Below are 25,551 nucleotides of genomic sequence, written 5' to 3' on the forward strand. Positions count from 1 at the left end.
CTGGCCTCTTCGCGAGCAAGCCCGCTCCCACATTTGACCGCGTACATTCTGGAGAAATACGGTTGAATGTGGGAGCGGGCTTGCTCGCGAAAGAGTCGACGCGGTGCAATTGACTAGTGCCGGTTAGCCCACCGCAACCGCAACCACTCCAGATCCTCGGGCCGGGTTACTTTGATATTGTCCGAGCGCCCTTCAATCAGACGCGGTGCCTGGCCCGACCATTCCATAGCCGAGGCCTCGTCGGTGATCACCGCATCGGCCACCAGGCTGTCAGCCAGCGCACGGTGCAAGCCCCCCAGGCGGAACATCTGCGGCGTGTAGGCCTGCCAGATCAAACTGCGGTCGACGGTTTCCACCACCCGACCGCGCTTGTCGACGCGCTTGAGCGTGTCGCGGGCCGGCACCGCCAGCAGGCCGCCCACCGGGTCGTCCGCCAGCTCGGCAAGCAAGTGGTCCAGGTCATCGCGACTCAGGTTCGGCCGCGCCGCATCATGCACCAACACCCAGTCGTCATCGCTGGCACCCAGGGCATTGAGGTGCAGCAAGGCATTGAGCACCGAGCCCGATCGTTCCGAGCCGCCGTCCACACGCTGAATGCGCGGGTCGGCCGCACACGCCAGGGCAGGCCAATAAGGATCATCAGAAGCAAGACTGACCACCAGGCCCTTGAGGCAAGGATGGTCGAGGAAACAGCCGAGGCTGTGTTCAAGAATAGTGCGCCCGCCCAGTTGCAAGTACTGTTTGGGACGGTCTGCAGCCATACGGGCACCCACGCCCGCGGCAGGAATCACGGCCCAGAAGGCCGGTAGGGAGTTGCTCATTGGGCCAACTGGTAGAGGGTTTCGCCCTCCTTGACCATGCCCAATTCATGACGAGCCCGTTCTTCAACGGTCTCCGTGCCTTTTTTCAACTCAAGCACTTCAGCATCGAGGACGCGGTTGCGCTCCAGCAGACGTTCGTTTTCGGCATGCTGGTCGGCAATTTGCTGGGTCAGTTCTTTCACCTGCGCAAAGCTGCCATTACCCACCCAAAGGCGGTATTGCAGGCCAGCCAGCAACAAGAGCAAGACGAGGAACAACCAATTGGGACTGCGCATCGAAATCCGGGTATCCAGTAAAAAAAGACAGCCATGCAAAACTTTTGAAGCAACTGATAGCACGAAGCCTGGAAAAACCAGGCTTGTGCTTGATAGCCATCAGATTAGCGCCGAAATCCACTCCATCGAGTTTTTTCCGACGCAACCCGTCGACTTTTTACCATGCTTTACATCAAGTAGCGATCAGCCGCGGAACTCGCCACGACCGTTGTACTTGGCCTTGCCAGCCAGTTGCTCTTCGATGCGCAGCAATTGGTTGTACTTGGAAACACGGTCGGAACGGCACAGGGAACCGGTCTTGATCTGGCCCGCCGAAGTACCCACGGCCAGGTCGGCAATGGTGGAGTCTTCGGTTTCGCCGGAGCGGTGGGAGATCACGGCGGTATAACCCGCAGCCTTCGCCATCTGGATGGCTTCCAGGGTTTCGGTCAGGGTGCCGATCTGGTTGAACTTGATCAGGATCGAGTTGGCGATCGACTTGTCGATGCCCTCTTTCAGGATCTTGGTGTTGGTCACGAACAGGTCGTCGCCCACCAGTTGGATTTTCTCGCCGATCTTGTCGGTGAGGATTTTCCAGCCGTCCCAGTCGGACTCGTCCAGGCCGTCTTCGATCGAGATGATCGGGTAGCGCTCGGTCAGGCCTTTCAGGTAGTCAGCGAAACCTTCGGAGTTGAACACCTGGCCTTCGCCGGACAGGTTGTACTTGCCGTCTTCATAGAACTCGCTGGCCGCGCAGTCCAGGGCCAGGGTCACGTCGGTGCCCAGCTTGTAGCCAGCGTTGGCCACGGCTTCGGAGATCACTTTCAGTGCATCTTCGTTGGACGCCAGGTTTGGTGCGAAACCACCTTCGTCACCCACTGCAGTGCTCAGGCCACGGGCCTTCAGCACAGCCTTGAGGTGGTGGAAAATCTCGGTGCCCATGCGCAGGCCTTCGGAGAAGGTCTTGGCGCCAACCGGCTGCACCATGAATTCCTGGATGTCGACGTTGTTATCGGCGTGCTCGCCACCGTTGATGATGTTCATCATCGGTACCGGCATCGAGTACACACCCGGGGTGCCGTTCAGGTTGGCGATGTGAGCGTACAGCGGCAGGTCCTGGTCCTGGGCAGCAGCCTTGGCAGCGGCCAGGGACACGGCGAGGATGGCGTTGGCGCCCAGGCTGCCTTTGTTTTCGGTGCCATCGAGCTTGATCATCGCGTGGTCCAGGGCTTTCTGGTCCAGCGGATCCTTGCCCAGCAACAGGTCACGGATCGGGCCGTTGATGTTGGCTACAGCCTTGAGTACACCCTTGCCCAGGTAACGGCTCTTGTCGCCATCACGCAGTTCCAGCGCTTCGCGCGAACCGGTAGAAGCACCGGACGGCGCGCAGGCGCTGCCGATGATGCCGTTATCGAGAAGCACGTCGGCTTCGACGGTGGGGTTGCCACGGGAGTCGAGAACTTCACGACCTTTGATGTCGACGATTTTTGCCATTGTTGTAAACACTCCAAAGTTGACGAAAACGACGCAGCTGAAGGAAATCTTTTGACCGACCGCAAGGGTGGAACAACGAGGCAGGCTTGCAGACGACAAGGCTCAGGCCCGTAGGCCTGAGCGTAAAGCGTGGGAAATTCTACCGGAGAAACGCGGCTTACGCGGTCTCTACCGTCGGAAAACTCTTGACCAGTTCGTCCAACTGCTTGAGCTGGGCCAGGAACGGCTCCAGCTTGTCCAGGCGCAGGGCGCAAGGGCCATCGCACTTGGCGTTGTCCGGGTCCGGGTGGGCCTCCAGGAACAGGCCCGCCAGCGACTGGCTGATGCCCGCCTTGGCCAGGTCCAGCACCTGGGCACGACGCCCGCCCGCGGAGTCGGCGCGACCACCGGGCATTTGCAGCGCGTGGGTCACGTCGAAGAACACTGGGTATTCGAACTGTTTCATGATGCCGAAACCGAGCATGTCCACCACGAGGTTGTTGTAGCCGAAGCTCGAACCCCGCTCGCAGAGGATCAACTGGTCGTTACCCGCTTCCACGCACTTGTTCAGGATGTGTTTCATCTCCTGGGGCGCGAGGAACTGGGCTTTCTTGATATTGATCACAGCGCCGGTCTTGGCCATCGCGACGACCAGGTCGGTCTGGCGCGACAGGAAGGCCGGCAACTGGATGATGTCGCACACCTCGGCGACCACGGCAGCCTGCTCAGGCTCGTGGACGTCGGTGATGATCGGCACGCCGAAGGCTTGCTTGATGTCCTGGAAGATCCGCATGCCTTCTTCAAGGCCCGGGCCGCGATAGGAGGTCACGGACGAACGGTTGGCCTTGTCGAAGCTGGCCTTGAATACGTAAGGGATACCGAGTTTCTCGGTGACCTTGACGTACTCTTCACAGACCTGCATCGCCATGTCGCGGCTTTCCAGCACGTTCATGCCGCCAAACAGCACCATGGGCTTGTCGTTGGCAATCTCGATGTCGCCGACGCGAATGATCTTCTGGGCCATCAGGGTTACGCCTTCTTCTGGTGTTGCGTCAGTGCAGCCTTGACGAAACCGCTGAACAGCGGGTGACCGTCACGCGGCGTCGAAGTGAACTCAGGGTGGAACTGGCACGCCACGAACCATGGATGATCCGGTGCTTCAACCACTTCAACCAGCGCGCCATCACCGGAGCGGCCGGAGATTTTCAGGCCAGCTTCTTTGATCTGCGGCAGCAGGTTGTTGTTCACTTCGTAGCGGTGACGGTGACGCTCGACGATCACGTCCTTGCCGTAGCAGTCGTGAACCAGCGAGCCCGGCTCCAGCAGGCAGTCTTGCGCGCCGAGGCGCATGGTGCCGCCCAGGTCGGACGCTTCGGTACGGACTTCAACAGCGCCGGTGGCATCTTCCCACTCGGTGATCAGGCCCACGACCGGGTGGCCGCTCTTGCTGTCGAACTCGGTGGAGTTGGCGTCTTTCCAGCCCAGCACGTTACGGGCGAACTCGATGACGGCCACTTGCATGCCCAGGCAGATACCCAGGTACGGCACCTTGTTCTCACGAGCGTACTGCACGGCAGTGATCTTGCCTTCCACGCCACGCAGGCCGAAACCGCCCGGGACGAGGATCGCGTCGACACCTTCGAGCAGCGCAGTGCCCTGGTTCTCGATGTCTTCAGAGTCGATGTAGCGCAGGTTGACCTTGGTACGGTTGCTGATACCGGCGTGGCTCATCGCTTCGATCAGCGACTTGTACGCGTCCAGCAGCTCCATGTACTTGCCGACCATGGCGATGGTGACTTCGTGCTCAGGGTTGAGCTTGGCGTCGACCACGGCGTCCCACTCGGACAGGTCCGCACCACCGCATTGCAGGCCGAAACGCTCGACCACAAAATCATCCAGGCCCTGCGAGTGCAGGATGCCCGGGATCTTGTAGATGGTGTCGGCGTCTTCCAGCGCGATCACCGCACGTTCTTCAACGTTGGTGAACTGCGCGATCTTGCGACGCGAGGAAATGTCGATCGGGTGATCGGAGCGGCACACCAGCACGTCCGGCTGCAGGCCGATGGAACGCAGTTCCTTGACCGAGTGCTGGGTTGGCTTGGTTTTGGTCTCGCCGGCAGTGGCGATGTACGGCACCAGGGTGAGGTGCATGAGCATCGCGCGCTTGGCGCCGACTTCGAAACGCAACTGGCGGATGGCTTCGAGGAACGGTTGGGATTCGATGTCACCCACGGTGCCACCGATCTCGACCATCGCCACGTCGGCATCGCCTGCACCCTTGATGATGCGGCGCTTGATCTCGTCGGTGATGTGCGGGATCACCTGGATGGTTGCACCCAGGTAGTCACCACGGCGCTCTTTGCGCAGCACGTGCTCGTAGACACGGCCAGTGGTGAAGTTGTTGTTCTGGGTCATGGTCGTGCGGATGAACCGCTCGTAGTGGCCCAGGTCCAGGTCGGTCTCGGCGCCGTCGTGGGTGACGAACACTTCACCGTGCTGGAACGGGCTCATGGTGCCCGGGTCAACGTTGATGTACGGGTCCAGCTTGAGCATGGTGACCTTAAGTCCCCGCGCCTCCAGGATGGCCGCCAATGAAGCGGAGGCAATGCCTTTCCCCAATGAAGAAACAACACCGCCCGTGACGAATATGTAGCGCGTCATGAAAAACCCTAGAAGTCTGCGTTAAAGCGGTCCGAGCCGCCGGGGAAAGCGAAGGAAGGCCGAAGCCCCCGATCACCTGCATTAATCACAGTGCACCTTTCAAAAAAACCGCCGCGTTGTGACAGACCAGCAGTGAAACACCGGTACGTTGATCGCTACACATTTTTTGGAATCGCCCAGCAAAGACTGCTTGGTAATCGGCAACTGCTGCGATTCAGGAGAATCCACAGAAGTTGTATCAAGAAGGGAGCGTAGTCTACCGGAAAGGCTCTATCAGCTCAAACCTCTATCGCAGCTCTGTGGCACCCAATGCAATTGCCAGTCACTTGCCGGGCCGCGCCACAGCCCGGCAAGGGTTGGGGCAGCCAGCAATTGCTCGCCCTGATACAGCAGCGGCAATCTGCCACGCACGAACCCCGGCAACCCACACTCATTCAGCAGGCGCTTCAAGTCTCGCCGGCCGCGACCTGGCACTTCCACGATTTCGCCTCCCTGGCGATAGCGAACCTCGAACGGCCCTTCGGGCACCTTGCCGACAATTTCCAGCTCGCCATTACCGGGCAACGCCAATGTTTTTTCTGGACAAGTCCAACTCACTGCGTCGCCCGAAAAATCCGACCAAGTGACAGGCAACCACCAGATACGCTCGCCACAACGGTGCAATTCACCGTCGGCCAGGCGCCATAGGGGCTGCGCGTCACCCTTGGCATCGCGCAAGGCATCCCAGCCAGCCCAGTGGTCACTGTCGGGCAAACGGGTCAGTGGGTTCAGCCAATGACGCAAGGCATTGCGCTGGCGGGCGCCGGAAAGCTCGCACAAGGGCGCAAGAGCCAAGGACGGCAAGGGCAGCCAGGGAAAGGGTGAGGGTTGATCGGCAGCGTGCAGATCCATCCGAGCCAGCTCATCCAGCAGGCCCTGGGCTTCACTCAGATGCTCCGCAGTACGCGCCAGGCTCGAGACGGCCTGGGGCCAGCGCTCGGTGAGCACGGGAAACACGCGATGACGCAGGTAGTTGCGGGAGAATCGCGGGTCGGCGTTGGAGGGGTCTTCGATCCATTTGAGCTGATGCGCGTGGGCGTAGGCTTCCAGCGCTTCACGGGAGACATCCAGCAGTGGCCGCACCAGGTAACCATCCGCCAATGGGCGCTGCACCGGCATTGCCGCCAACCCGCGCACGCCTGCCCCGCGCAGCAAGCGGAAGAGCAGGGTTTCGGCCTGGTCATCGCGATGCTGGCCCGTCAGCAGCACGTGCCCTGCCCCGATCACTTCGGCGAAGGCCTGGTAGCGTGCGTCGCGGGCGGCACGCTCAAGACTGGCACCGGGCCGGACCTGCACGCGCATGATCCGCAGCGGCACGCCCAACGTGTCGCATACCGACTGGCAATGCTCCGGCCACAGGTCAGCAGTTGCTTGCAGGCCATGGTGAACATGCACAGCACTGAGGGGTGGCAGGGTTTCGGTGTTTGCCAAAGAGGCCAGGAGGTGCAGCAGGACGGTGGAATCAAGGCCACCCGAGAATGCGATGTGCCAGGCCGGGGCATTGCGCCAGGGGGCCAGGGTTTGCAGGAGTTTGGCGGACAGAGCTGGTTTCATCACAGGTTACCGCTGCAAATCTGGAGTACGTCAGCCCAGCATACACAAAGCAAATGTGGGAGCTGGCTTGTGTGGGAGCTGGCTTGCCTGCGATAGCATCACCTCGGTACAACTGCATAACCGAGGCGCCTGCATCGCGGGCAAGCCACGCTCCCACACAAGCTGGCCCCCACATTGGGTATTGCGTGGGTCTTAGAGACCGTAGCTCATCAGGCGCTCGTAGCGACGGGCCAGCAGCGCTTCGTTATCCAGCTTCTTGAGCATCGCCAGTTGCGATGCCAGTTCAGCACGGATGGTGGCAGACGCGGCAGCCGGGTCGCGGTGGGCACCGCCCAATGGCTCGGCGATAACCTTGTCCACGATGCCCAAGCCCTTGAGGCGATCTGCGGTAATGCCCATGGCTTCGGCAGCGTCCGGCGCCTTTTCTGCGGTTTTCCACAGGATCGAGGCGCAACCTTCCGGCGAGATCACCGCGTAGGTCGAGTATTGCAGCATGTTCAGTTGGTCGCACACGCCAATGGCCAGTGCACCACCGGAACCCCCTTCACCAATCACGGTGGCGATGATCGGGGTTTTCAGGCGGGCCATGACGCGCAGGTTCCAGGCGATGGCTTCGCTCTGGTTGCGTTCTTCGGCGTCGATACCTGGGTAAGCACCCGGGGTGTCGATGAAGGTCAGGATCGGCATCTTGAAACGTTCAGCCATTTCCATCAGGCGGCACGCCTTGCGGTAGCCTTCCGGACGCGGCATGCCGAAGTTGCGGCGCACCTTCTCGCGCACTTCACGGCCTTTCTGGTGGCCGATCACCATCACCGGCTGGTCGTCCAGGCGAGCGATACCGCCCACGATGGCCGCGTCGTCGGAGAAGTGACGGTCGCCGTGCAGCTCGTCGAACTCGGTGAAGATGTGCTGGATGTAGTCCAGGGTGTACGGACGGCGCGGGTGGCGGGCCAGGCGCGCGATCTGCCAGCTGGTCAGCTTGCCGAAGATGTCTTCGGTGAGCGTCTTGCTCTTGTCTTGCAGGCGGGAGATTTCATCGCCGATATTCAGCGAATTGTCATTGCCGACCAGGCGCAGCTCTTCGATCTTGGCTTGCAGGTCAGCGATCGGCTGTTCGAAATCAAGAAAATTCGGGTTCATAAGCGTCCGTCTTGGGTCGACGGCCAGGGAGTGCCTGGCCAGCCGGTTGTCTATTCGCGCCCTACCTTAAGGGAGAGGCGCGTTTAGGTCGAGATTAAATGTTTAGTCGAGATCAGGTGCCCTGACCGTCAACGGTATTGGAGGAAGACGTTGTCTCGCCCGAACTGGTCACGCAAAGCTTGAATCAAGCCATCGGCGGGATCAATTCGCCAGGTCTCGCCAAACTGCAACATGGCCTTGGCGTCGCTGCCGGTGTACTCCATGGTCACCGGGCACGCGCCACGGTGGCGTTTGAGCAGGTCACCCAACCAGCGTAGCTGATCGCCCTTGAGCGCCTCGGTTTTCACCTTCAAGCGCAGGCTTTCGGCCAGGTTGGTACGGGCATCTTCCATGCTCATCACCCGTTTGATCCGCAGGCGCAGGCCACCGGAGAAGTCGTCGTTGCTGACCTCCCCTTCCACCACCACCATGGCGTCGGTCTGCAGCAGCGACTGGGCGGAGTGGAATGCGTCGGCAAACAGTGACGCTTCGATACGGCCCGAGCGGTCGTCGAGGGTGATGAAGCCCATCTTGTCGCCCTTTTTGTTCTTCATTACCCGCAGGGCGATGATCATGCCGGCAACGGTCTGGGTATCCCGCGCAGGCTTGAGGTCGATGATGCGCTGACGGGCAAAGCGGCGGATCTCGCCTTCGTACTCGTCAATCGGGTGACCGGTGAGGTACAGGCCCAAGGTGTCTTTTTCACCCTTGAGGCGCTCCTTGAGGGTCAGCTCCTTGGCCTTGCGGTGGTTAGCGTACACATCGGCATCTTCCTCGACGAACAGCCCGCCAAACAGGTCGGCGTGACCACTGTCGTGGGTGCGCGCGGTTTGCTCGGCGGCCTTGATCGCTTCCTCCATCGCGGTCAGCAGCACCGCGCGATTGCGATCGATGTTCGCCTGGTAGGCCTTGGGCTCATCATGGAAATACGGGCCAAGACGGTCGAGCGCGCCGCTGCGGATCAGGCCATCGAGGGTACGTTTGTTGATGCGCTTGAGGTCGACCCGCGCGCAGAAGTCGAACAGATCCTTGAACGGCCCGTCCTGGCGCGCTTCGGTGATGGCTTCCACCGGGCCTTCGCCCACGCCCTTGATCGCGCCCAGACCATAAATGATGCGGCCTTCGTCGTTCACCGTGAACTTGAACTCCGAGGCGTTCACGTCCGGCGCGTCGAGGCGCAGCTTCATGGTGCGCACTTCCTCGATCAAGGTCACGACCTTGTCGGTGTTGTGCATATCCGCCGAGAGCACCGCGGCCATGAACGGCGCCGGGTAGTGGGCTTTCAGCCAGGCGGTCTGGTACGACACCAGGCCGTAGGCGGCGGAGTGGGATTTGTTGAAGCCGTAACCCGCGAACTTCTCTACCAGGTCGAAAATGTTACCGGCCAGGTCCGCGTCAATATTGTTGGTGGCGCAACCTTCAATGAAACCGCCGCGCTGCTTGGCCATTTCCTCGGGTTTTTTCTTACCCATGGCTCGACGCAGCATGTCTGCGCCGCCGAGGGTGTAGCCGGCCATCACCTGGGCAATCTGCATCACCTGTTCCTGGTACAGGATGATGCCGTAGGTCGGTGCCAGTACGGGCTTGAGGCCTTCGTACTGGTAGTCGGAGTGCGGATACGCCAGCTCGGCGCGGCCGTGCTTACGGTTGATGAAGTCATCCACCATGCCCGATTGCAGCGGGCCCGGACGGAACAGGGCCACGAGTGCGATCAAGTCTTCCAGGCAGTCGGGCTTGAGCTTCTTGATCAGTTCCTTCATGCCGCGGGATTCAAGCTGGAACACCGCCGTGGTTTCGGCTTTTTGCAGCAGGGTGTAGGTCGGCTTGTCGTCCAGCGGGATGAACGCGATGTCCAGCGGCTCTTCGCCCACCTTGGCGCGGTCACGGTTGATGGTCTTGAGCGCCCAGTCGATGATCGTCAGGGTTCGCAGGCCGAGGAAGTCGAACTTCACCAGGCCGGCCGCCTCCACGTCATCCTTGTCGAACTGGGTTACCAGGCCGTCGCCTTCTTCGTCGCAATAGATCGGCGAAAAGTCGGTGAGTTTGGTGGGCGCAATAACCACACCACCGGCGTGCTTGCCGACGTTACGCACCACACCTTCGAGTTTGCGGGCCATGTCCCAGATTTCGGCGGCTTCTTCATCGACCTTGATGAAGTCACGCAGGATCTCTTCCTGCTCAAAGGCCTTTTCCAAGGTCATGCCGACTTCAAACGGAATCATCTTCGACAGGCGGTCCGCCAGGCCGTAGGACTTGCCCTGCACCCGCGCCACGTCGCGGATTACAGCCTTGGCGGCCATCGAACCGAAGGTGATGATCTGGCTGACCGCGTTGCGGCCGTATTTTTCGGCCACATATTCGATCACGCGGTCACGACCGTCCATGCAGAAGTCGACGTCGAAGTCGGGCATGGAAACCCGTTCCGGGTTCAGGAATCGTTCGAACAGCAGGTCATATTCCAGCGGGTCGAGGTCGGTGATCTTCTGCACATAGGCCACCAGCGAGCCAGCACCTGACCCCCGGCCAGGGCCCACCGGCACGCCGTTGTTCTTGGCCCACTGGATAAAGTCCATCACGATCAGGAAGTAACCGGGGAACCCCATCTGGATGATGATATCCAGCTCGAAATTCAGCCGATCGACGTAGACCTGACGTTTGGCGTCGTAATCTTCGGTAGTGTCCTTGGGCAGCAGGACCGTGAGCCGCTCTTCCAGGCCATCGAACGATACCTTGCGGAAGTACTCATCGATGGTCATGCCATCGGGAATCGGGAAGTTGGGGAGGAAGTGCTTGCCCAGCTTCACTTCGATATTGCAGCGCTTGGCGATTTCGACGGAGTTTTCCAGGGCCTCGGGCAGGTCGCTGAACAGCTCGGCCATTTCCTCGGCGCTTTTGAGGTACTGCTCTTCGCTGTAGTTCTTGGAGCGGCGCGGGTCATCCAGCGCTCGGCCTTCACCGATGCACACGCGGGTTTCGTGGGCCTCGAAGTCTTCCTTCTTGATAAAGCGCACATCGTTGGTGGCCACCAGCGGTGCGCCCAGCTTGTCGGCCAGGGCGACGGCGGCGTGCAGGTGCTCTTCATCGTTGGGGCGGTTGGTGCGCTGGACTTCCAGGTAGAAACGGTCGGGGAAGACCTGCATCCACTCACTGGCCAGCACTTCGGCTTCCTGGGGGTTGCCACCCAGCAGCGCGATACCGATCTCGCCCTCTTTAGCGGCCGACAGCATGATCAGGCCTTCGCTGGCCTCGGCGACCCACTCGCGCTCGATGATGATCGAGCCATTGCGCTGGCCGTCGATAAAACCACGGGAAATCAATTCGGTGAGGTTGCGGTAACCGACGCCATTCATCGCCAGCAGGCTGATGCGGCTCAGTGGGTTATCCGGGTCTTTATTGGAGAGCCACAGGTCAGCGCCGCAGATCGGCTTGATGCCGGCGCCCATGGCGTTCTTGTAGAACTTGACCAGGGAACACATGTTGTTCTGATCGGTCACCGCGACCGCAGGCATGTTCATGCCCACCAGAGTCTTGACCAGCGGTTTGATCCGTACCAGGCCGTCGACCAGGGAGTATTCAGTGTGCAGGCGTAGGTGAACGAATGAAGCCGGCATAGTGATCTCTTATACGTGGAAAACAACAAGGCCCGGATTGTACCGGGCCTTGGCAAAAACATCAGCCTCGCGACTAAACCTCGCTCAGGCTCTCCCGCGCCTCGTAAGCCTGGCGCACCGGGGCGAACGAGCGGCGGTGGATCGGCGTGGGCCCCAGGCGAGCCAGGGCTTCCAGATGAACGGGCGTCGGGTAGCCTTTATGTCCACCTATGCCGTAGCCGGGGTAGATCAATTCGAAAGCCGCCATTTCACGGTCACGGCTGACCTTTGCCAGGATCGAGGCGGCGGCAATGGCTGGCACCTTGCCATCCCCCTTCACCACCGCTTCCGCCGGCATGGCCAGCTTGGGGCAACGGTTGCCGTCGATCATCGCCAGTTTTGGCGTGACGTGCAGGCCTTCCACCGCGCGCTGCATGGCCAGCATGGTGGCGTGGAGGATGTTCAATTCGTCGATTTCTTCGACTTCGGCTCGGGCAATATGCCAGCTCAGGGCTTTCTCGCAGATCTCGTCAAAAAGCTTTTCGCGACGAGCTTCGGTGAGTTTTTTCGAGTCGTTAAGGCCCAGGATCGGGCGGTTCGGATCAAGAATCACCGCAGCCGTCACCACGGCGCCACACAACGGGCCACGCCCGACTTCGTCAACGCCAGCCACCAGTTCGTGGGCTTCGGCCACCAAGCTGAAATCCAGGCCCATTTGCGTCGTCATAGGGTTTCCTGTTTGTGGCCGATCAAGGTCAGCACGGCATCTGCCGCCTGGTTCGACGCATCACGACGCAGGGTGCGGTGAATCTCGTCGAAGCCGCGGGTCTGCTCTTCGCCACCCTCGATCAGCGGGAAGAGGGTTTGCGCCAGGGCGTCCGGCGTCGCATCGTCCTGCAACAACTCCGGCACCAGCAGGCGCTGGGCCAGCAGGTTGGGCAAGGAGATGTAAGGGCTTTTGACCATGCGCTTGAGAATCCAGAAGGTCAGCGGCGCCAGACGATAGGCCACGACCATCGGGCGCTTGTACAGCAAGGCTTCCAGGGTAGCCGTGCCGGAGGCGATCAGCACTGCATCGCAGGCCGCCAGCGCCAGGTGCGACTGGCCATCAAGCAAGGTCAACGGCAGGTTGCGGCCTTCCAGCAGTGTTTCGATCTGTACTCGGCGTTGCGGGCTGGCACAGGGCAGCACAAAACGCACCCCAGGCTTCAAGGCCATCAGACGCTCGGCCGCATCGAAAAACAGGGCACCCAGGCGGCCGACTTCCCCGCCTCGACTGCCAGGCATCAACGCAACCAGCGGGCCATCGGCCAAGCCCAGTTCAGCCCGGGCCGCCGCGCGATCGGCCTGCAACGGAATGGTATCGGCCAGGGTATGCCCGACAAACCGCACCGGCACGCCCTTCTCTTCATAGAACCTGGCCTCGAACGGCAGCAGGGTCAGCATCAGGTCGCAGCCTTCACGGATCTTCAACACGCGCTTCTGCCGCCACGCCCACACGGACGGGCTGACGTAGTGCACGGTCTTGATGCCGGCCTGACGCAACTTGAGTTCGATATTGAGGGTGAAGTCGGGCGCGTCGATTCCGATGAAAACGTCGGGCTTTTCTTCAATGAGTGTCTGGATCAACAACTTGCGGCGGGCCAGCAACTCACGAAGCCGGCCCAACACTTCCACCAGCCCCATGACCGACAGGCGTTCCATGGGGAAGTAAGAGGTGAGGCCTTCAGCCTGCATCAAGGGGCCACCAACCCCGATGAACTCCACCGCAGGATGCTGGGCCTTGAGGGCCCGCATCAAACCTGCGCCCAGAATATCGCCGGAAGCTTCCCCGGCCACCAGCGCGATACGCAGATTGGCCATGATCAGCGAGTGATGCCGCGAGTCGACGCCTGGATCGAGTCGCGGAACACAGCGACTTCCGGGAACTGTGCTGCAGGCTCGGCCAGTTCGGCCAACGCCTGATCAACGGTCAGCCCCTGGCGGTAGACCACTTTGTAGGCACGACGCAGGGCGTGAATCGCATCTTCACTGAAACCACGACGGCGCATGCCTTCGAAGTTCATGCTGCGCGCTTCAGCCGGGTTGCCGAATACCGTGACAAACGCCGGTACATCCTTGCCGATGGCGGTGCCCATGCCGGAAAAGCTGTGGGCGCCGATATGGCAGTACTGATGCACCAGGGTGAAACCGGACAGGATCGCCCAATCATCAACGTGCACATGGCCCGCCAGGGCGGTGTTGTTGACCAGGATGCAGTGGTTGCCGATCACGCTGTCGTGGCCGATGTGCGCATAGGCCATGACCAGGTTGTGGTCACCCAGCGTGGTCTCGGCACGATCCTGCACGGTGCCACGGTGAATGGTCACGCCTTCACGAATGATGTTGTGATCACCGATTACCAGGCGCGTTTCCTCACCCTTGTACTTCATGTCCGGGGTGTCTTCGCCTACCGAGGAGAACTGGTAGATGCGATTGTGTTTGCCAATGCGGGTCGGACCTTTGAGGATCACGTGCGGCCCGATGACTGTCCCCTCGCCGATTTCCACACCTGCGCCGATGATCGACCACGGGCCGACCTCAACGTCGGCGGCCAGTACGGCCGACGGATCGATGATTGCGCGAGGGTCAATCAAACTCATAGTTTGCGTTCCGCACAGATGATCTCGGCGGAGCACACTGGCTTGCCGTCGACCGACGCCTGGCATTCGAACTTCCAGATCTGACGCTTGCAACTGATGAACTTGGCTTCCAGGATCAACTGGTCACCGGGCGTGACCGGGTTGCGGAAACGCAACTTGTCGGAGCCCACGAAATAGTAAAGCGTGCCGTCGGCAGGCTTGAGGTCAAGCATTTTGAAACCAAGGATACCGGCAGCCTGGGCCATCGCTTCGATGATCAGCACGCCCGGCATGATTGGATGCGCAGGAAAGTGACCGTTGAAGAACGGTTCGTTGATGCTGACATTCTTGTAGGCACGAATGCGCTTTTCCTCGACATTGAGGTCCACTACGCGGTCCACCAGCAGGAACGGGTAACGGTGAGGCAGGTATTCGCGAATCTCGTTGATGTCCATCATTTCGGGGGGAAGCCTGTAATAAAGATTGGGGGCGGGCGGACTAAAAGCACGCCCCGCTAGCAAATCAAGGAGGCAGTCTAGCGGCTGTGCACACTTGATATGGAAATGGTATCAGCCTTCTGATGAAGCATTACCGCCAGGGGTCACGTCCCCAACACGCTTTTCCAGCTGTTTGAGACGTCGAGCCATGTCGTCGAGCTGCCTCAAGCGCGCTGCGCTCTTGCGCCATTCAGCTGCGGGCTGCATGGCGGTACCGGATGAATAGGCCCCGGGCTCGGTAATCGAGTGGGTCACCATGGTCATGCCGGTAATGAAGACGTTGTCGCACACTTCGATATGCCCCACCAGCCCAACGCCACCGGCGAGCATGCAATGCTTGCCGATCTTGGTGCTGCCGGAAATACCTACGCACGCGGCCATGGCGGTGTGATCGCCGACCTGTACGTTGTGGGCGATCTGAATCTGGTTGTCGAGCTTCACGCCATTGCCAAGCACGGTATCGGCCAGTGCCCCGCGATCAACAGCGGTATTGACGCCGATTTCCACGTCATCGCCGATCAATACACCGCCCACCTGGGCGATCTTGTTCCAGACGCCTTTCGAATTGGCGAAGCCGAAGCCCTCGCCCCCGATCACGGCACCCGACTGAATCACCACGCGCTCACCGATACGCACATCGTGGTACAGGGTCACACGGGGCGCCAACCAGCCATCGGCACCAATGGTGCAGCGTGCGCCGATAAAGCAATGCGCACCCACCGTTACCCCAGCCGCAATACGCGCGCCACTTTCGATCACCGCAAAGGCGCCAATACTTGCCGCCGGATCAACCTGGGCATCATCGGCGATCACCGCAGACGGGTGAATCCCGGCTACGGCCTTGGGCTTGGGATCGAACAGGTGCGATGCCCGTGCATAGGCCAGGTAGGGGTCAGCTACCACCAAGGCATCCCCGGCAAACCCTTCGGCGTCGGCGGCCTTCAGCAACACGGCTGCGGCTTGACTGTCGACCAGGTATTTACGGTATTGGGGATTTGCGAGGAAGCTCAACTGAGCTGGGCCAGCCTCCTGCAAGGTGGCTAGCCCAGTGATTTCTTTCTCCTTGGAGCCACGCAAGGTGGCCCCCAGGAACTCGGCCAACTCGCCGAGCTTGATAGTCGCGGTCATGGCTTACTTCAGCTGGTTCATGCGCTCGATCACCTGACGGGTGATGTCGTATTGAGGCTTGACGTCAATCACAGCGCCACGCTCGAACACCAGGTCAAAGGCACCTTTCTTGATGACTTCTTCCACAGCGCTGTCGAGTTTCGGCTTCAGCTGTTTCAGCATTTCACGGTCGGCAACAGCCTTGGCTTCGTTCAGCTCCTTGGACTGGAACTGGTAGTCGCGGGCCTTTTGCTTGAATTCAAGCTCCAGACGCTCGCGCTCGCCTTGCTGCATCTTGTCACCACCGGCAACCAGACGATCCTGTATACCCTTGGCGCTGCTTTCCAGGGTTTTGAGCTTGGTCAGTTGCGGACCGAACTTCTTCTCGGCATCCACGGCGTATTTCTTGGCCGCGTCCGATTCCAGCAGGGCCATCTGATAGTTCAGGACGGCGATTTTCATTTCGGCGAAGGCCGGGGTGGTTACCAGCACAGTGGCCAGCAGAACCAATTGAGTCAACTTACGCACGATGTACTCCTACAGAATCCGTTGTCGTTATCTTGGGTCAGACGCTTAGAACGTCTGGCCGAGGGAGAATTGGAAAATCTGGGTTTCAGCGTTATCCGGTTTCTTGATCGGCATGGCCAGAGCAAAGCTCAACGGGCCGAGCGCAGTCACCCACGTCACACCCACACCCACAGAACTGGCGAGGTTGCTCAGACTGATGTCGTTGCACTGGGTCTGAGACTTCACGCCACTCGGGTTGGTGATCTGGTCGCACTTGGAGTCGAACACGTTACCCACGTCCCAGAATACCGAGGTCCGCAGCGAACGCTGATCCTTGACGAATGGCAGCGGGAACAGAATTTCCGCACCACCCTGGATCAACACGTTGCCACCGAACGGCAGCGGGTCGTTGTCCGAGTCAGCCACTGTGCCATTGTTGCCGGTTACGCCAACACCACGGCTCGGAGTACCACGCGGGCCGAGGGTGCTGTCCTTGAAACCACGTACAGAGTTGAAGCCACCTGCGTAGTAGTTCTCGTAGAACGGTAGACCATGAGTCGAACCATAACCATCGCCATAACCCAATTCGGTGTGCAGGCGCATGGTGTAGTTGTCACTCAATGGCTGGAACAACTGGCCACGGTAGTCGAGCTTGAAGAACGACAGGTCGCTGCCCGGCGTGGTTGCTTCCAAAGTCAGGCTCTGGGAATGGCCACGGGTTGCCAGTACGCCTTTGTTCAAGGTCGACTCGGACCAGCCGGCCGATGCCTTGAAGTTCAGGAACTTGTCACCTTCGGTACGCACGAAGTTGAAGATCTCGTCCACGGTGTACACACCGGTCTTGATCTCATCCTGTTGCGCGGTCAGGCCGAACGTCAGACGCGAAGTTTCGCTGATCGGGTAACCGATGTTGACACCGGCACCCAGGCTGTCGATCGCATAGCTTGCAACGTCAACGTCGAGGTCTTTGTAGTCGGTGGTGCGGTAGAAGGCGTTGTAGCCCAGGCTCACACCGTCAGCAGTCCAGTAGGGGTCGACATAACCGAAGTTGTAGCGGCTCTGGTATTCGCTTCGGGTCAGGCCGATGGACACCTTGTTACCGGTACCAAGGAAGTTGTTCTGGGTAATCGAACCACCGAGGATCAGACCCGCACTCTGTGCAAAGCCGACGCTTGCGGTGATCGAACCCGACGCTTGTTCTTCCACGGCGTAGTTCACGTCAACCTGGTCATCCACACCCGGTACAGCCGGTGTCTCGACGTTGACTTCCTTGAAGAAGCCCAGGCGCTCAAGACGGGTCTTGGACTGGTCGATCAGGTAAGTCGACGCCCAGCCACCTTCCATCTGGCGCATTTCACGGCGCAGCACTTCGTCCGCAGACTTGGTGTTGCCACGGAAGTTGATACGGTTCACGTAGGCACGCTTGCCTGGGTCGACAACGAAGGTGATGTCCACGGTATGGTCATCATCATGCGGGGTCGGCACGCCGTTGACGTTGGCGAAGGTATAGCCTTCGTTACCCAGGCGGCGGGTGATCAGTTCGGAAGTGGTGGTCATCAGCTTGCGCGAGAACACCTGGTTCTTCTGCACCAGCAGCAGGGCCTTGACCTGGTCTTCAGGGACTTTCAGGTCGCCGCTGAGCTTCACGTCACGAACGGTGTACTTCTCGCCTTCGTTGACGTTGACAGTGATATAGACGTGTTTCTTGTCCGGCGTGATGGACACCTGGGTCGAAGCGATATCCATGTTGATATAGCCACGGTCCAGGTAGTAGGAACGCAGGCGCTCCAGGTCACCGGAGAGTTTTTCACGGGCGTACTTGTCATCGTTCTTGAAGAACGACAACCAGTTGGTGGTCTTGAGTTCGAACAGATCGATCAGGTCGTCATCAGAGAACTTGGTGTTGCCCACCACGTTGATGTGCTGAATGGCAGCCACGGTGCCTTCGTTGATGTTGACCTTCAGGCCGACACGGTTACGAGGCTGCGGGATCACTTCTGTTTCCACGGTCGCGGAGTAGCGGCCCTGGGCAACGTACTGGCGTTGCAGTTCGTTACGCACACCCTCAAGGGTGGCGCGCTGGAAGATCTCGCCTTCGGCCAGGCCGGATTGCTTGAGGCCCTTCATCAGGTCTTCAGTGGAGATCGCCTTGTTGCCCTCGATCTCGATACTGGCGACGGAAGGTCGCTCGACGACGGTGATGACCAGGACGTTGCCTTCGCGACCCAGTTGGATATCTTGAAAGAACCCGGTTTTGAACAGCGCACGAGTGGATTCCACCAGGCGACGGTCATCAGCCTGTTCCCCGACGTTCAACGGCAAGGCACCAAAGACGCTACCCGCGGAAACCCGCTGGAGGCCGTTGACGCGAATATCGGAGATAGTGAAGGACTCGGCGTGAACTTCGGCGATCATCAATACGGTGAGAACCGCAGTTAGCAGCAGACGTTTCATGAAGTCCTTTCTTATTCCAACTGGCAATAAACAAACTGCCGCAAAATGCGGCAGATTCGCAATTCAGCGAAGCGTTACAGTCGTCCCAGATCGTTGACCAGGGCTAACAACATCACCCCGACCACCAAACTGATACCGATCTGTATCCCCCAACCCTGCACCCGATCCGACAAGGGGCGACCACGCACCCACTCGACCAGATAAAACAACAGATGCCCCCCATCCAATACTGGAATGGGCAGCAAATTCAGAACCCCCAGGCTAATACTCAGATAAGCCAGGAAATTCAGGAAATCTGCGACACCCGACTGGGCAGAAGCGCCCGCCACTTTAGCAATGGTTATCGGTCCACTCAAGTTTTTTACCGAGAGCTCGCCGAACAACATTTTCTTGAGGGATTCGAGGGTCAGCACGCTCATGGTCCAAGTGCGTTTTGCACCTTCGCCAATCGCTGCCAAAGGCCCGAAACTGACCTCCCGAACCATCGACGGCGGCCACTCTACGCCCTTGACTCCAGCACCCAGGTACCCCCCGGCCGCCTTGGCTTCCCCGCGTACCGACAAGGTCACAGGGACGTCGATTTGAGCACCATCGCGCTCAACTTTCAGCACAATTTTGGTATCAGGGCGTACACGCACCAGATCGACCACTTGCTGCCAGTCACCCAGCGACTGACCATCAAGCGCCAACAGGCGATCGCCGGTTTTCAGGCCTGCAGCCTGGGCCGGACCTTTCGGGTCCAGCTCGGCAAGTACCGGCGGCAGCGCAGGACGCCATGGGCGAATACCCAGGGATTTGATCGGATCAGGCTCATCAGCGCCCTTAAGCCAATGATCCAGGACCAGCTCACGCGGGGTTTCAGTGGTGGAGTCTTGCTCACGCACTACCACATTGACGGTGCCGCTTTCGCCCAGGCGACGAACCAACTGCAGGTTGACCGCGCCCCAGCCAGTGGTAGGTTCGCCATCAATGGAAACAATTTCCTGCCCGGCAACCAGGCCAGCCTTGGCCGCCAGGCTGTCCGCCTCGACCGCACCGATGACCGGGCGCACCTGCTGGCTGCCCAGCATGGCCAAGACCCAGAAGAACACCATCGCCAACAGGAAGTTGGCAATCGGGCCCGCAGCCACAATGGCGATACGCTGACGAACGGTCTTGCGGTTGAAGGATTGGTCCCGTTGATCGGCCGGCACTTCGCCTTCACGCTCATCGAGCATCTTGACGTAGCCGCCCAGCGGAATGGCTGCAATCACGAACTCGGTACCATGGCGATCGTGCCAGCGGACCAACGGCATGCCGAAACCGACGGAAAAGCGCAATACCTTGACGCCGCAACGACGCGCCACCCAAAAGTGGCCGAATTCGTGGAAGGTAACCAGCACACCCAGAGCAACCAGGGTGCCGACAATCATGTAGAGCGCACTCATCTAATTTCTCCGCATTCCAATCCAGTGCCTGAAGGCCTACTGCGCCGACAGACTAACGCGCATTGCGGTTCAACCATTGCCCGGCCAGCGCTCGAGCCTTTGCATCCGCCTCAAACACCGCGCCCAGATCATTCACCGCGACCACAGGCTCAAGGCTCAGCACGTCCTCGATGATACTCGCGATCTGCGGAAAGCGGATGCGCCCATCAAGAAACGCCGCCACCGCCACTTCATTGGCCGCATTGAGCATGGCTGGCGCGCTGTTGCCCGCCTCGGCCGCTTGCCGCGCCAGACGCAGGCATGGGAAGCGCTGCTCGTCCGGCGCCTCGAAGTCCAGGCGGGCGATGGCAAACAAATCCAGAGGCGCAACCCCGGAGTCGATCCGCTCAGGCCACGCCAAGGCATTGGCGATCGGTGTGCGCATGTCGGGGTTACCCAGCTGCGCCAATACCGAACCATCCACATAGTCGACCAGGGAATGAATCACACTTTGCGGGTGAATCACCACCTCGACCTGGTCCGGCCGGGCATCGAACAGCCAGCAGGCTTCGATCAGCTCCAGGCCCTTGTTCATCATGCTGGCTGAGTCTACGGAGATTTTGCGCCCCATGGACCAGTTCGGATGGGCACAGGCCTGATCCGGAGAGACATGCTCCAGCTCCGCCGAAGGTGTCTGACGGAACGGACCACCCGAAGCGGTCAGCAGAATGCGACGCACGCCTACCTGGCTCAGACCACGGGAAAAATCCCCCGGCATGCACTGGAAAATCGCGTTGTGCTCACTGTCGAGAGGCAGCAGTACGGCGCCGCTCTTGCGCACCGCCTGCATGAAGAGCGCGCCGGACATCACCAGCGCTTCTTTATTTGCCAGCAGGATCTTCTTGCCCGCATCGACAGCCGCGAGCGTCGGACGCAGGCCCGCAGCGCCAACGATGGCTGCCACGACGGTATCGACCTCGGCATCCGCCGAAACCTGGCAAAGCCCCTCCTCGCCCACCAACACTTGAGTGGCGAGCCCGACAGCGCGCAGGTCGTCCTGCAAGCCACGGGCTGCCGCCGCCTCAGGCACTACAGCAAAACGCGGCGCGTGGCGCACGCACAACGCCAGCAGCTCACTCAGACGCGTAAACCCGGTCAGGGCAAAGACCTGATAACGGTCCGGGTGGCGAGCAATCACATCAAGGGCGCTCAACCCTACCGAGCCGGTTGCACCCAGCACGGTCACTTGCTGCAGGCGGCTCACGAAGCGGCCATCCACAACAGCACTGCAAAGATCGGGATCGCAGCAGTCAGGCTGTCGATACGGTCCAGCACACCACCGTGACCTGGCAGCAGGTTGCTGCTGTCCTTGATCCCGGCCTGGCGCTTGAACATGCTCTCAGTGAGGTCGCCAACCACCGAAATAAACACGACGACAGCGGTGCCCAACAAGGCCAGGAAAATCTCCTTCACCGACCAATCGCGCACAACACCGACCACCAGCGTAATGACCAGAGTCAACGCCAGACCACCGTACACGCCCTCCCAGCTCTTGCCCGGGCTCACGGCCGGCGCCAGCTTGCGCTTGCCAAAGGCCCGACCCGAGAAGTACGCACCGATATCAGCACCCCACACCAACACCATCACCGCCATGATCAGCCAGTTGCCCATGGGCGAATTCTTGATCTCCACCAACCCTTGCCAGGCCGGCAGCAGAATCAGCAAACCAATCACCAGCTTGCTGGCAACACTGGACCAGTGACCACTGGTACGCGGAAACGTCAGCACCAGGAAGGTCGCCAGCGCCCACCACAACACCGCCGCCCCCAACACCCAAGGCACGACGATGCTCGACAGGGTATGCATCAGAAACAGCAGCACCGCGACCACCGCGGCGTACACCACGCGTGACAATTGCGCATTGAAACCCGCCAGGCGCGCCCATTCCCAGGCGCCCAGGGTCACGACCAGGCCGATAAACAGCGCAAAGCCGGAACCATCGAGCAGGAAGAACCCGCACAAGGCGATCGGCAACAGGATCAGTGCAGTGATGATTCGTTGTTTAAGCATTTAAACCCGGGCTCCAGCTTCGATCTGCTCGCTCGTTTTACCGAAGCGACGCTGACGGGAAGCGAAATCGGCCAGCGCATTGCGCATGGCATCGTGTTTGAAGTCCGGCCAGAACAGGTCGGAGAAGTACAGCTCGGTGTAAGCCAACTGCCACAGCAGGAAATTGCTGATGCGATGCTCGCCACCGGTACGAATGCACAGGTCCGGCAACGGCAGGTCACCGGTGACCAGGCAGGTTTGCAGCAATTCAGGCGTAATGTCATCCGGCCGCAGATGACCGGCCTGCACTTCGCGGGCAAGGCGTTGCGCCGCTTGGGCGATATCCCACTGACCACCATAGTTGGCTGCGATCTGCAGCACAAAACGGTTGGCGCCGGCCGTGATAGCCTCGGCCTCGCGCATGGCCGCCTGCAGCTCCGGGTGAAACCGCGAGCGATCACCGATGATGCGCAGGCTGATGTTGTTGTCGTTGAGGCGCTTGGCCTCACGACGCAGGGCCTTGAAGAACAGGTCCATCAAGGCGCTGACTTCTTCGGCAGGCCGCTGCCAGTTTTCACTGGAGAAGGCGAACAAGGTCAGCACCTCGACCTTGGCTTCGGCGCACACCTCAATCACGGCCCGCACCGCATCGACACCCGCTTTATGCCCGGCTACACCCGGCATAAAGCGTTTCTTCGCCCAGCGATTATTCCCATCCATGATGATCGCGACATGGCGCGGCACCACAGAGGGTACAGTCTGCTTGGTCTTTTCCATGAAGGCGTCCTGACCCCTTATACGGCCATCAGGTCCTTTTCTTTTTCTTCCGTGGCCTTGGTGATCTGGGCCTCGGCATCTTTAGTCAGCTTGTCGATATCGGCAACGGCACGACGCTCTTCGTCTTCGCTGATTTCCTTGTCCTTGACCAGCTTCTTCAGGTCACCCAAGGCATCGCGACGGATGTTGCGCACGGCCACACGGGCATCTTCTGCAGCGCTGCGTGCCTGTTTGGTGAAGCCCTTGCGGGTTTCTTCGGTCAGGGCAGGCATGGAGATCAGCAGCAACTCACCCAGGTTGGTCGGGTTGAGGTTCAGGCCAGCGCTCTGGATTGCCTTGTCAACGGCAGCAAGCATGTTGCGCTCGAATGCCACGACCTGCAGGGTGCGCGAGTCTTTCACGGTGACGTTGGCCACGCTGCTCAGCGGAGTGTCGGCGCCGTAGTAAGGCACCATCACGCTACCCAGGATGCTTGGGTGCGCCTTGCCGGTACGAATCTGGCCGAATGCATGGCTCAGAGACTCCAGGGATTTCTGCATACGCGCTTGGGCGTCTTTCTTGATTTCGTTGATCATTGTTGGCCTTCCTCGATCAGAGTCCCTTCCGCGCCGCCGTGTACGATATTCAGCAGGGCGCCGGGCTTGTTCATGTTAAATACGCGCAGCGGCATCTTGTGGTCGCGGCACAGGCAAATTGCCGTCAGATCCATCACGCCCAGCTTGCGATCCAGCACTTCATCGTAGGTCAGATGATCGAACTTCTCGGCATGCGGGTCTTTGAATGGGTCTGCGGTGTACACACCATCCACCTTGGTGGCCTTGAGCACCACGTCAGCATCGATCTCGATGGCACGCAGGCAAGCAGCCGAATCGGTGGTGAAGAACGGGTTACCCGTGCCGGCGGCAAAGATCACCACTTCCTTGGCGTTCAGGTGGCGCATGGCTTTACGACGATCATAGTGATCGGTCACGCCGACCATGGAAATAGCCGACATCACGATGGCCGAGATATTGGCGCGCTCCAGAGCGTCGCGCATGGCCAGGGCGTTCATCACAGTGGCCAGCATGCCCATGTGGTCGCCCGTGACCCGATCCATCCCGGCCGCACTCAGTGCAGCGCCGCGGAACAGGTTGCCGCCACCGATCACCAGACCGACTTGTACGCCGATTCCGACCAACTGGCCGACCTCCAGCGCCATGCGGTCGAGCACCTTGGGATCGATCCCGAACTCTTCCGAGCCCATCAGGGCCTCGCCGCTAAGCTTGAGTAGAATGCGTTTATAGCGAGCCTGATAACCACTGCCCTGCTGAGCCATTGCGAATCTCTCCTGCGGCGTATTTTTTAAAAATTCTTGGCGAGCCGTTTACGGCTTGCGTTCACTCTAGCTGGACGCTATCACAGCGCCATCGGAACACGGCTTTGTAAGCCAGTTCCGAGGGGAAGCCAAATAAAATCAGCCTTCCCATTTGAAAAGAGGCTGCGCGCGTGAGCGGGCAGCCTCTTTCGGGCGACAGTTTAAAACTGTCTTATTGCTTGGCGGCAGCCAGCTGGGCAGCAACTTCTTCAGCGAAGTTGTCGACCGGCTTCTCGATGCCTTCGCCTACTTTGAAGTAGGTGAAGGAAACGATTTCAGCACCGGCTTTCTTGGCCAGGTCGCCAACCTTGATTTCAGGGTTCTTGACGAACGCCTGCTCAACCAGGCTTGCTTCAGCCAGGAACTTGCTGATACGGCCTTTGACCATGTTCTCAACAATGTTTTCTGGCTTGCCTTTGATTTTTTCTTCGTTCAGCTGCAGGAACACAGCTTTTTCACGCTCGATCGCTTCGGCCGAAACTTCCGAAGGCAGCAGGAACTCAGGGTTGCTTGCAGCAACGTGCATAGCGATGTCTTTGGCCAGCTCTACGTCACCGCCTTTCAGAACAACCGCTACACCGATCTTGTTGCCGTGCAGGTAACCACCAACCACGTCACCTTCAACGCGGGCCAGGCGACGGATGTTGACGTTTTCGCCAACCTTGCCGACCAGTACCAGGCGAGCAGCTTCTTGAGCTTCGATCAGAGGCTCAACGGTGGTCAGCTTGTCAGCGAATGCTTTTTCAACGCTGGCAGCCACGAATGCCTTGAAGTCGTCCTGCAGAGCCAGGAAGTCGGTCTGCGAGTTCACTTCCAGCAGAACAGCGGACTTACCGTCTTCTTTCAGAGCGATAGCGCCTTCAGCAGCTACGTTGCCTGCTTTCTTGGCGGCCTTGATGGCGCCCGAAGCACGCATGTCGTCGATGGCTTTTTCGATGTCGCCGCCGGCCTTGGTCAAGGCCTTTTTGCAATCCATCATGCCTTCGCCGGTACGCTCACGCAGTTCTTTAACCAACGCTGCAGTAATCTCTGCCATTTCAAAATCCTCTTGGATAGGTTTTCAACCATTCCACCCGATCAAACGGGCGATCAATTCTTCCCGAACCACCCTTGTAGGCCGCTGCACGTTACAAATGATGTAGCTGCGCTGCCGACAAATGGTTTTCGAGGTGGCAAAAAGGGGGCCAAGCCCCCTTTTTGCTTACTGA

Annotated in this window: 22 protein-coding genes; all 22 read right to left on the minus strand. The window is 59.8% G+C overall.

Features of this window, described 5'->3' with window-relative positions:
- Window positions 1-113 precede the first annotated feature (113 nt).
- The 22 genes from ispD to tsf all read right to left on the minus strand — a co-directional run bounded on the left by ispD (window position 114) and on the right by tsf (window position 25,379).
- Window positions 114-821 (minus strand): 2-C-methyl-D-erythritol 4-phosphate cytidylyltransferase, encoded by a 708-nt coding sequence (gene ispD, locus M2394_RS04845; protein ID WP_259171799.1) that lies wholly within the window; start codon window positions 819-821, stop codon window positions 114-116.
- Window positions 818-1,096 carry a cell division protein FtsB gene (gene ftsB, locus M2394_RS04850; protein ID WP_017137157.1) on the minus strand — a complete coding sequence of 93 codons (279 nt, stop codon included), beginning with the start codon at window positions 1,094-1,096 and terminating at the stop codon, window positions 818-820. The genes ispD and ftsB overlap by 4 nt, the downstream gene beginning before the upstream one ends.
- A 183-nt stretch (window positions 1,097-1,279) precedes the next feature.
- The gene (gene eno / locus M2394_RS04855) at window positions 1,280-2,569 is read right to left on the minus strand and encodes a phosphopyruvate hydratase (RefSeq protein WP_178919017.1); all 1,290 of its coding nucleotides are present in this window, start codon (window positions 2,567-2,569) and stop codon (window positions 1,280-1,282) included.
- A 157-nt stretch (window positions 2,570-2,726) separates the two neighbouring features.
- Window positions 2,727-3,572: a 3-deoxy-8-phosphooctulonate synthase gene (gene kdsA / locus M2394_RS04860; protein WP_010212442.1), complete on the minus strand. Its 846-nt coding sequence runs from the start codon at window positions 3,570-3,572 to the stop codon at window positions 2,727-2,729.
- 5 nt (window positions 3,573-3,577) lie between these two features.
- The gene (locus tag M2394_RS04865; protein ID WP_034096253.1) at window positions 3,578-5,209 is read right to left on the minus strand and encodes a CTP synthase; all 1,632 of its coding nucleotides are present in this window, start codon (window positions 5,207-5,209) and stop codon (window positions 3,578-3,580) included.
- A gap of 273 nt (window positions 5,210-5,482) precedes the next feature.
- Complete coding sequence (gene tilS / locus M2394_RS04870) at window positions 5,483-6,802, minus strand: tRNA lysidine(34) synthetase TilS (RefSeq protein ID WP_259171800.1); 1,320 nt, start codon at window positions 6,800-6,802, stop codon at window positions 5,483-5,485.
- Window positions 6,803-6,994: 192 nt separating this feature from the next.
- The gene (locus M2394_RS04875; protein ID WP_016974415.1) at window positions 6,995-7,942 is read right to left on the minus strand and encodes an acetyl-CoA carboxylase carboxyltransferase subunit alpha; all 948 of its coding nucleotides are present in this window, start codon (window positions 7,940-7,942) and stop codon (window positions 6,995-6,997) included.
- Window positions 7,943-8,070: 128 nt separating this feature from the next.
- Complete coding sequence (gene dnaE / locus M2394_RS04880) at window positions 8,071-11,592, minus strand: DNA polymerase III subunit alpha (RefSeq protein ID WP_259171801.1); 3,522 nt, start codon at window positions 11,590-11,592, stop codon at window positions 8,071-8,073.
- A 73-nt stretch (window positions 11,593-11,665) separates the two neighbouring features.
- Window positions 11,666-12,298, minus strand: a complete 633-nt coding sequence (gene rnhB, locus M2394_RS04885; RefSeq protein WP_259171802.1) for a ribonuclease HII — start codon at window positions 12,296-12,298, stop codon at window positions 11,666-11,668.
- Window positions 12,295-13,434 carry a lipid-A-disaccharide synthase gene (lpxB, locus tag M2394_RS04890; protein WP_259171803.1) on the minus strand — a complete coding sequence of 380 codons (1,140 nt, stop codon included), beginning with the start codon at window positions 13,432-13,434 and terminating at the stop codon, window positions 12,295-12,297. Before lpxB ends, rnhB begins: the two co-directional genes overlap by 4 nt.
- A 2-nt stretch (window positions 13,435-13,436) precedes the next feature.
- Complete coding sequence (gene lpxA / locus M2394_RS04895; RefSeq protein WP_176994696.1) at window positions 13,437-14,213, minus strand: acyl-ACP--UDP-N-acetylglucosamine O-acyltransferase; 777 nt, start codon at window positions 14,211-14,213, stop codon at window positions 13,437-13,439.
- On the minus strand, window positions 14,210-14,650 hold the full coding sequence (fabZ, locus tag M2394_RS04900) for a 3-hydroxyacyl-ACP dehydratase FabZ (protein WP_003172281.1): 441 nt from the start codon (window positions 14,648-14,650) through the stop codon (window positions 14,210-14,212). The genes lpxA and fabZ overlap by 4 nt, the downstream gene beginning before the upstream one ends.
- 111 nt (window positions 14,651-14,761) lie before the next feature.
- On the minus strand, window positions 14,762-15,817 hold the full coding sequence (lpxD, locus tag M2394_RS04905) for a UDP-3-O-(3-hydroxymyristoyl)glucosamine N-acyltransferase (RefSeq protein ID WP_178919022.1): 1,056 nt from the start codon (window positions 15,815-15,817) through the stop codon (window positions 14,762-14,764).
- A gap of 3 nt (window positions 15,818-15,820) precedes the next feature.
- Window positions 15,821-16,324 (minus strand): OmpH family outer membrane protein, encoded by a 504-nt coding sequence (locus M2394_RS04910; protein ID WP_003172279.1) that lies wholly within the window; start codon window positions 16,322-16,324, stop codon window positions 15,821-15,823.
- 45 nt (window positions 16,325-16,369) lie between these two features.
- A complete protein-coding gene (gene bamA, locus M2394_RS04915; RefSeq protein ID WP_176994694.1) occupies window positions 16,370-18,757 on the minus strand; it encodes an outer membrane protein assembly factor BamA in 2,388 nt (795 codons plus the stop codon).
- Window positions 18,758-18,831: 74 nt separating this feature from the next.
- Window positions 18,832-20,184: a sigma E protease regulator RseP gene (gene rseP / locus M2394_RS04920; RefSeq protein WP_259171804.1), complete on the minus strand. Its 1,353-nt coding sequence runs from the start codon at window positions 20,182-20,184 to the stop codon at window positions 18,832-18,834.
- Window positions 20,185-20,236: 52 nt separating this feature from the next.
- Window positions 20,237-21,427: a 1-deoxy-D-xylulose-5-phosphate reductoisomerase gene (ispC, locus tag M2394_RS04925; RefSeq protein ID WP_178919025.1), complete on the minus strand. Its 1,191-nt coding sequence runs from the start codon at window positions 21,425-21,427 to the stop codon at window positions 20,237-20,239.
- Complete coding sequence (locus M2394_RS04930) at window positions 21,424-22,233, minus strand: phosphatidate cytidylyltransferase (RefSeq protein WP_259171805.1); 810 nt, start codon at window positions 22,231-22,233, stop codon at window positions 21,424-21,426. Before M2394_RS04930 ends, ispC begins: the two co-directional genes overlap by 4 nt.
- Complete coding sequence (uppS, locus tag M2394_RS04935) at window positions 22,234-22,989, minus strand: polyprenyl diphosphate synthase (RefSeq protein ID WP_016974405.1); 756 nt, start codon at window positions 22,987-22,989, stop codon at window positions 22,234-22,236.
- A 17-nt stretch (window positions 22,990-23,006) separates the two neighbouring features.
- Window positions 23,007-23,564 (minus strand): ribosome recycling factor, encoded by a 558-nt coding sequence (gene frr, locus M2394_RS04940; RefSeq protein ID WP_043049618.1) that lies wholly within the window; start codon window positions 23,562-23,564, stop codon window positions 23,007-23,009.
- Window positions 23,561-24,304 (minus strand): UMP kinase, encoded by a 744-nt coding sequence (gene pyrH, locus M2394_RS04945; protein WP_003172271.1) that lies wholly within the window; start codon window positions 24,302-24,304, stop codon window positions 23,561-23,563. The genes frr and pyrH overlap by 4 nt, the downstream gene beginning before the upstream one ends.
- A gap of 211 nt (window positions 24,305-24,515) precedes the next feature.
- Entirely contained in the window at window positions 24,516-25,379 is an 864-nt protein-coding gene (tsf, locus tag M2394_RS04950; protein WP_016974403.1) for a translation elongation factor Ts, read from the minus strand.
- Between the last annotated feature and the right edge of the window lie 172 nt (window positions 25,380-25,551).

It is taken from the genome of Pseudomonas sp. BIGb0164 (assembly GCF_024810135.1).
Classification (GTDB): domain Bacteria; phylum Pseudomonadota; class Gammaproteobacteria; order Pseudomonadales; family Pseudomonadaceae; genus Aquipseudomonas.

What these genes read in the sequence shown, in the direction of transcription:
- uppS (WP_016974405.1), bottom strand. Translation starts at nt 22,989, where the DNA reads ATGGAAAAGACCAAGCAGACTGTACCCTCTGTGGTGCCGCGCCATGTC.
- M2394_RS04875 (WP_016974415.1), bottom strand. Translation starts at nt 7,942, where the DNA reads ATGAACCCGAATTTTCTTGATTTCGAACAGCCGATCGCTGACCTGCAA.
- tilS (WP_259171800.1), bottom strand. Translation starts at nt 6,802, where the DNA reads ATGAAACCAGCTCTGTCCGCCAAACTCCTGCAAACCCTGGCCCCCTGG.
- M2394_RS04930 (WP_259171805.1), bottom strand. Translation starts at nt 22,233, where the DNA reads ATGCTTAAACAACGAATCATCACTGCACTGATCCTGTTGCCGATCGCC.
- lpxA (WP_176994696.1), bottom strand. Translation starts at nt 14,213, where the DNA reads ATGAGTTTGATTGACCCTCGCGCAATCATCGATCCGTCGGCCGTACTG.
- ispD (WP_259171799.1), bottom strand. Translation starts at nt 821, where the DNA reads ATGAGCAACTCCCTACCGGCCTTCTGGGCCGTGATTCCTGCCGCGGGC.
- ftsB (WP_017137157.1), bottom strand. Translation starts at nt 1,096, where the DNA reads ATGCGCAGTCCCAATTGGTTGTTCCTCGTCTTGCTCTTGTTGCTGGCT.
- kdsA (WP_010212442.1), bottom strand. Translation starts at nt 3,572, where the DNA reads ATGGCCCAGAAGATCATTCGCGTCGGCGACATCGAGATTGCCAACGAC.
- lpxB (WP_259171803.1), bottom strand. Translation starts at nt 13,434, where the DNA reads ATGGCCAATCTGCGTATCGCGCTGGTGGCCGGGGAAGCTTCCGGCGAT.
- lpxD (WP_178919022.1), bottom strand. Translation starts at nt 15,817, where the DNA reads ATGACCGCGACTATCAAGCTCGGCGAGTTGGCCGAGTTCCTGGGGGCC.
- tsf (WP_016974403.1), bottom strand. Translation starts at nt 25,379, where the DNA reads ATGGCAGAGATTACTGCAGCGTTGGTTAAAGAACTGCGTGAGCGTACC.
- eno (WP_178919017.1), bottom strand. Translation starts at nt 2,569, where the DNA reads ATGGCAAAAATCGTCGACATCAAAGGTCGTGAAGTTCTCGACTCCCGT.
- bamA (WP_176994694.1), bottom strand. Translation starts at nt 18,757, where the DNA reads ATGAAACGTCTGCTGCTAACTGCGGTTCTCACCGTATTGATGATCGCC.
- frr (WP_043049618.1), bottom strand. Translation starts at nt 23,564, where the DNA reads ATGATCAACGAAATCAAGAAAGACGCCCAAGCGCGTATGCAGAAATCC.
- M2394_RS04865 (WP_034096253.1), bottom strand. Translation starts at nt 5,209, where the DNA reads ATGACGCGCTACATATTCGTCACGGGCGGTGTTGTTTCTTCATTGGGG.
- fabZ (WP_003172281.1), bottom strand. Translation starts at nt 14,650, where the DNA reads ATGATGGACATCAACGAGATTCGCGAATACCTGCCTCACCGTTACCCG.
- dnaE (WP_259171801.1), bottom strand. Translation starts at nt 11,592, where the DNA reads ATGCCGGCTTCATTCGTTCACCTACGCCTGCACACTGAATACTCCCTG.
- pyrH (WP_003172271.1), bottom strand. Translation starts at nt 24,304, where the DNA reads ATGGCTCAGCAGGGCAGTGGTTATCAGGCTCGCTATAAACGCATTCTA.
- rnhB (WP_259171802.1), bottom strand. Translation starts at nt 12,298, where the DNA reads ATGACGACGCAAATGGGCCTGGATTTCAGCTTGGTGGCCGAAGCCCAC.
- rseP (WP_259171804.1), bottom strand. Translation starts at nt 20,184, where the DNA reads ATGAGTGCGCTCTACATGATTGTCGGCACCCTGGTTGCTCTGGGTGTG.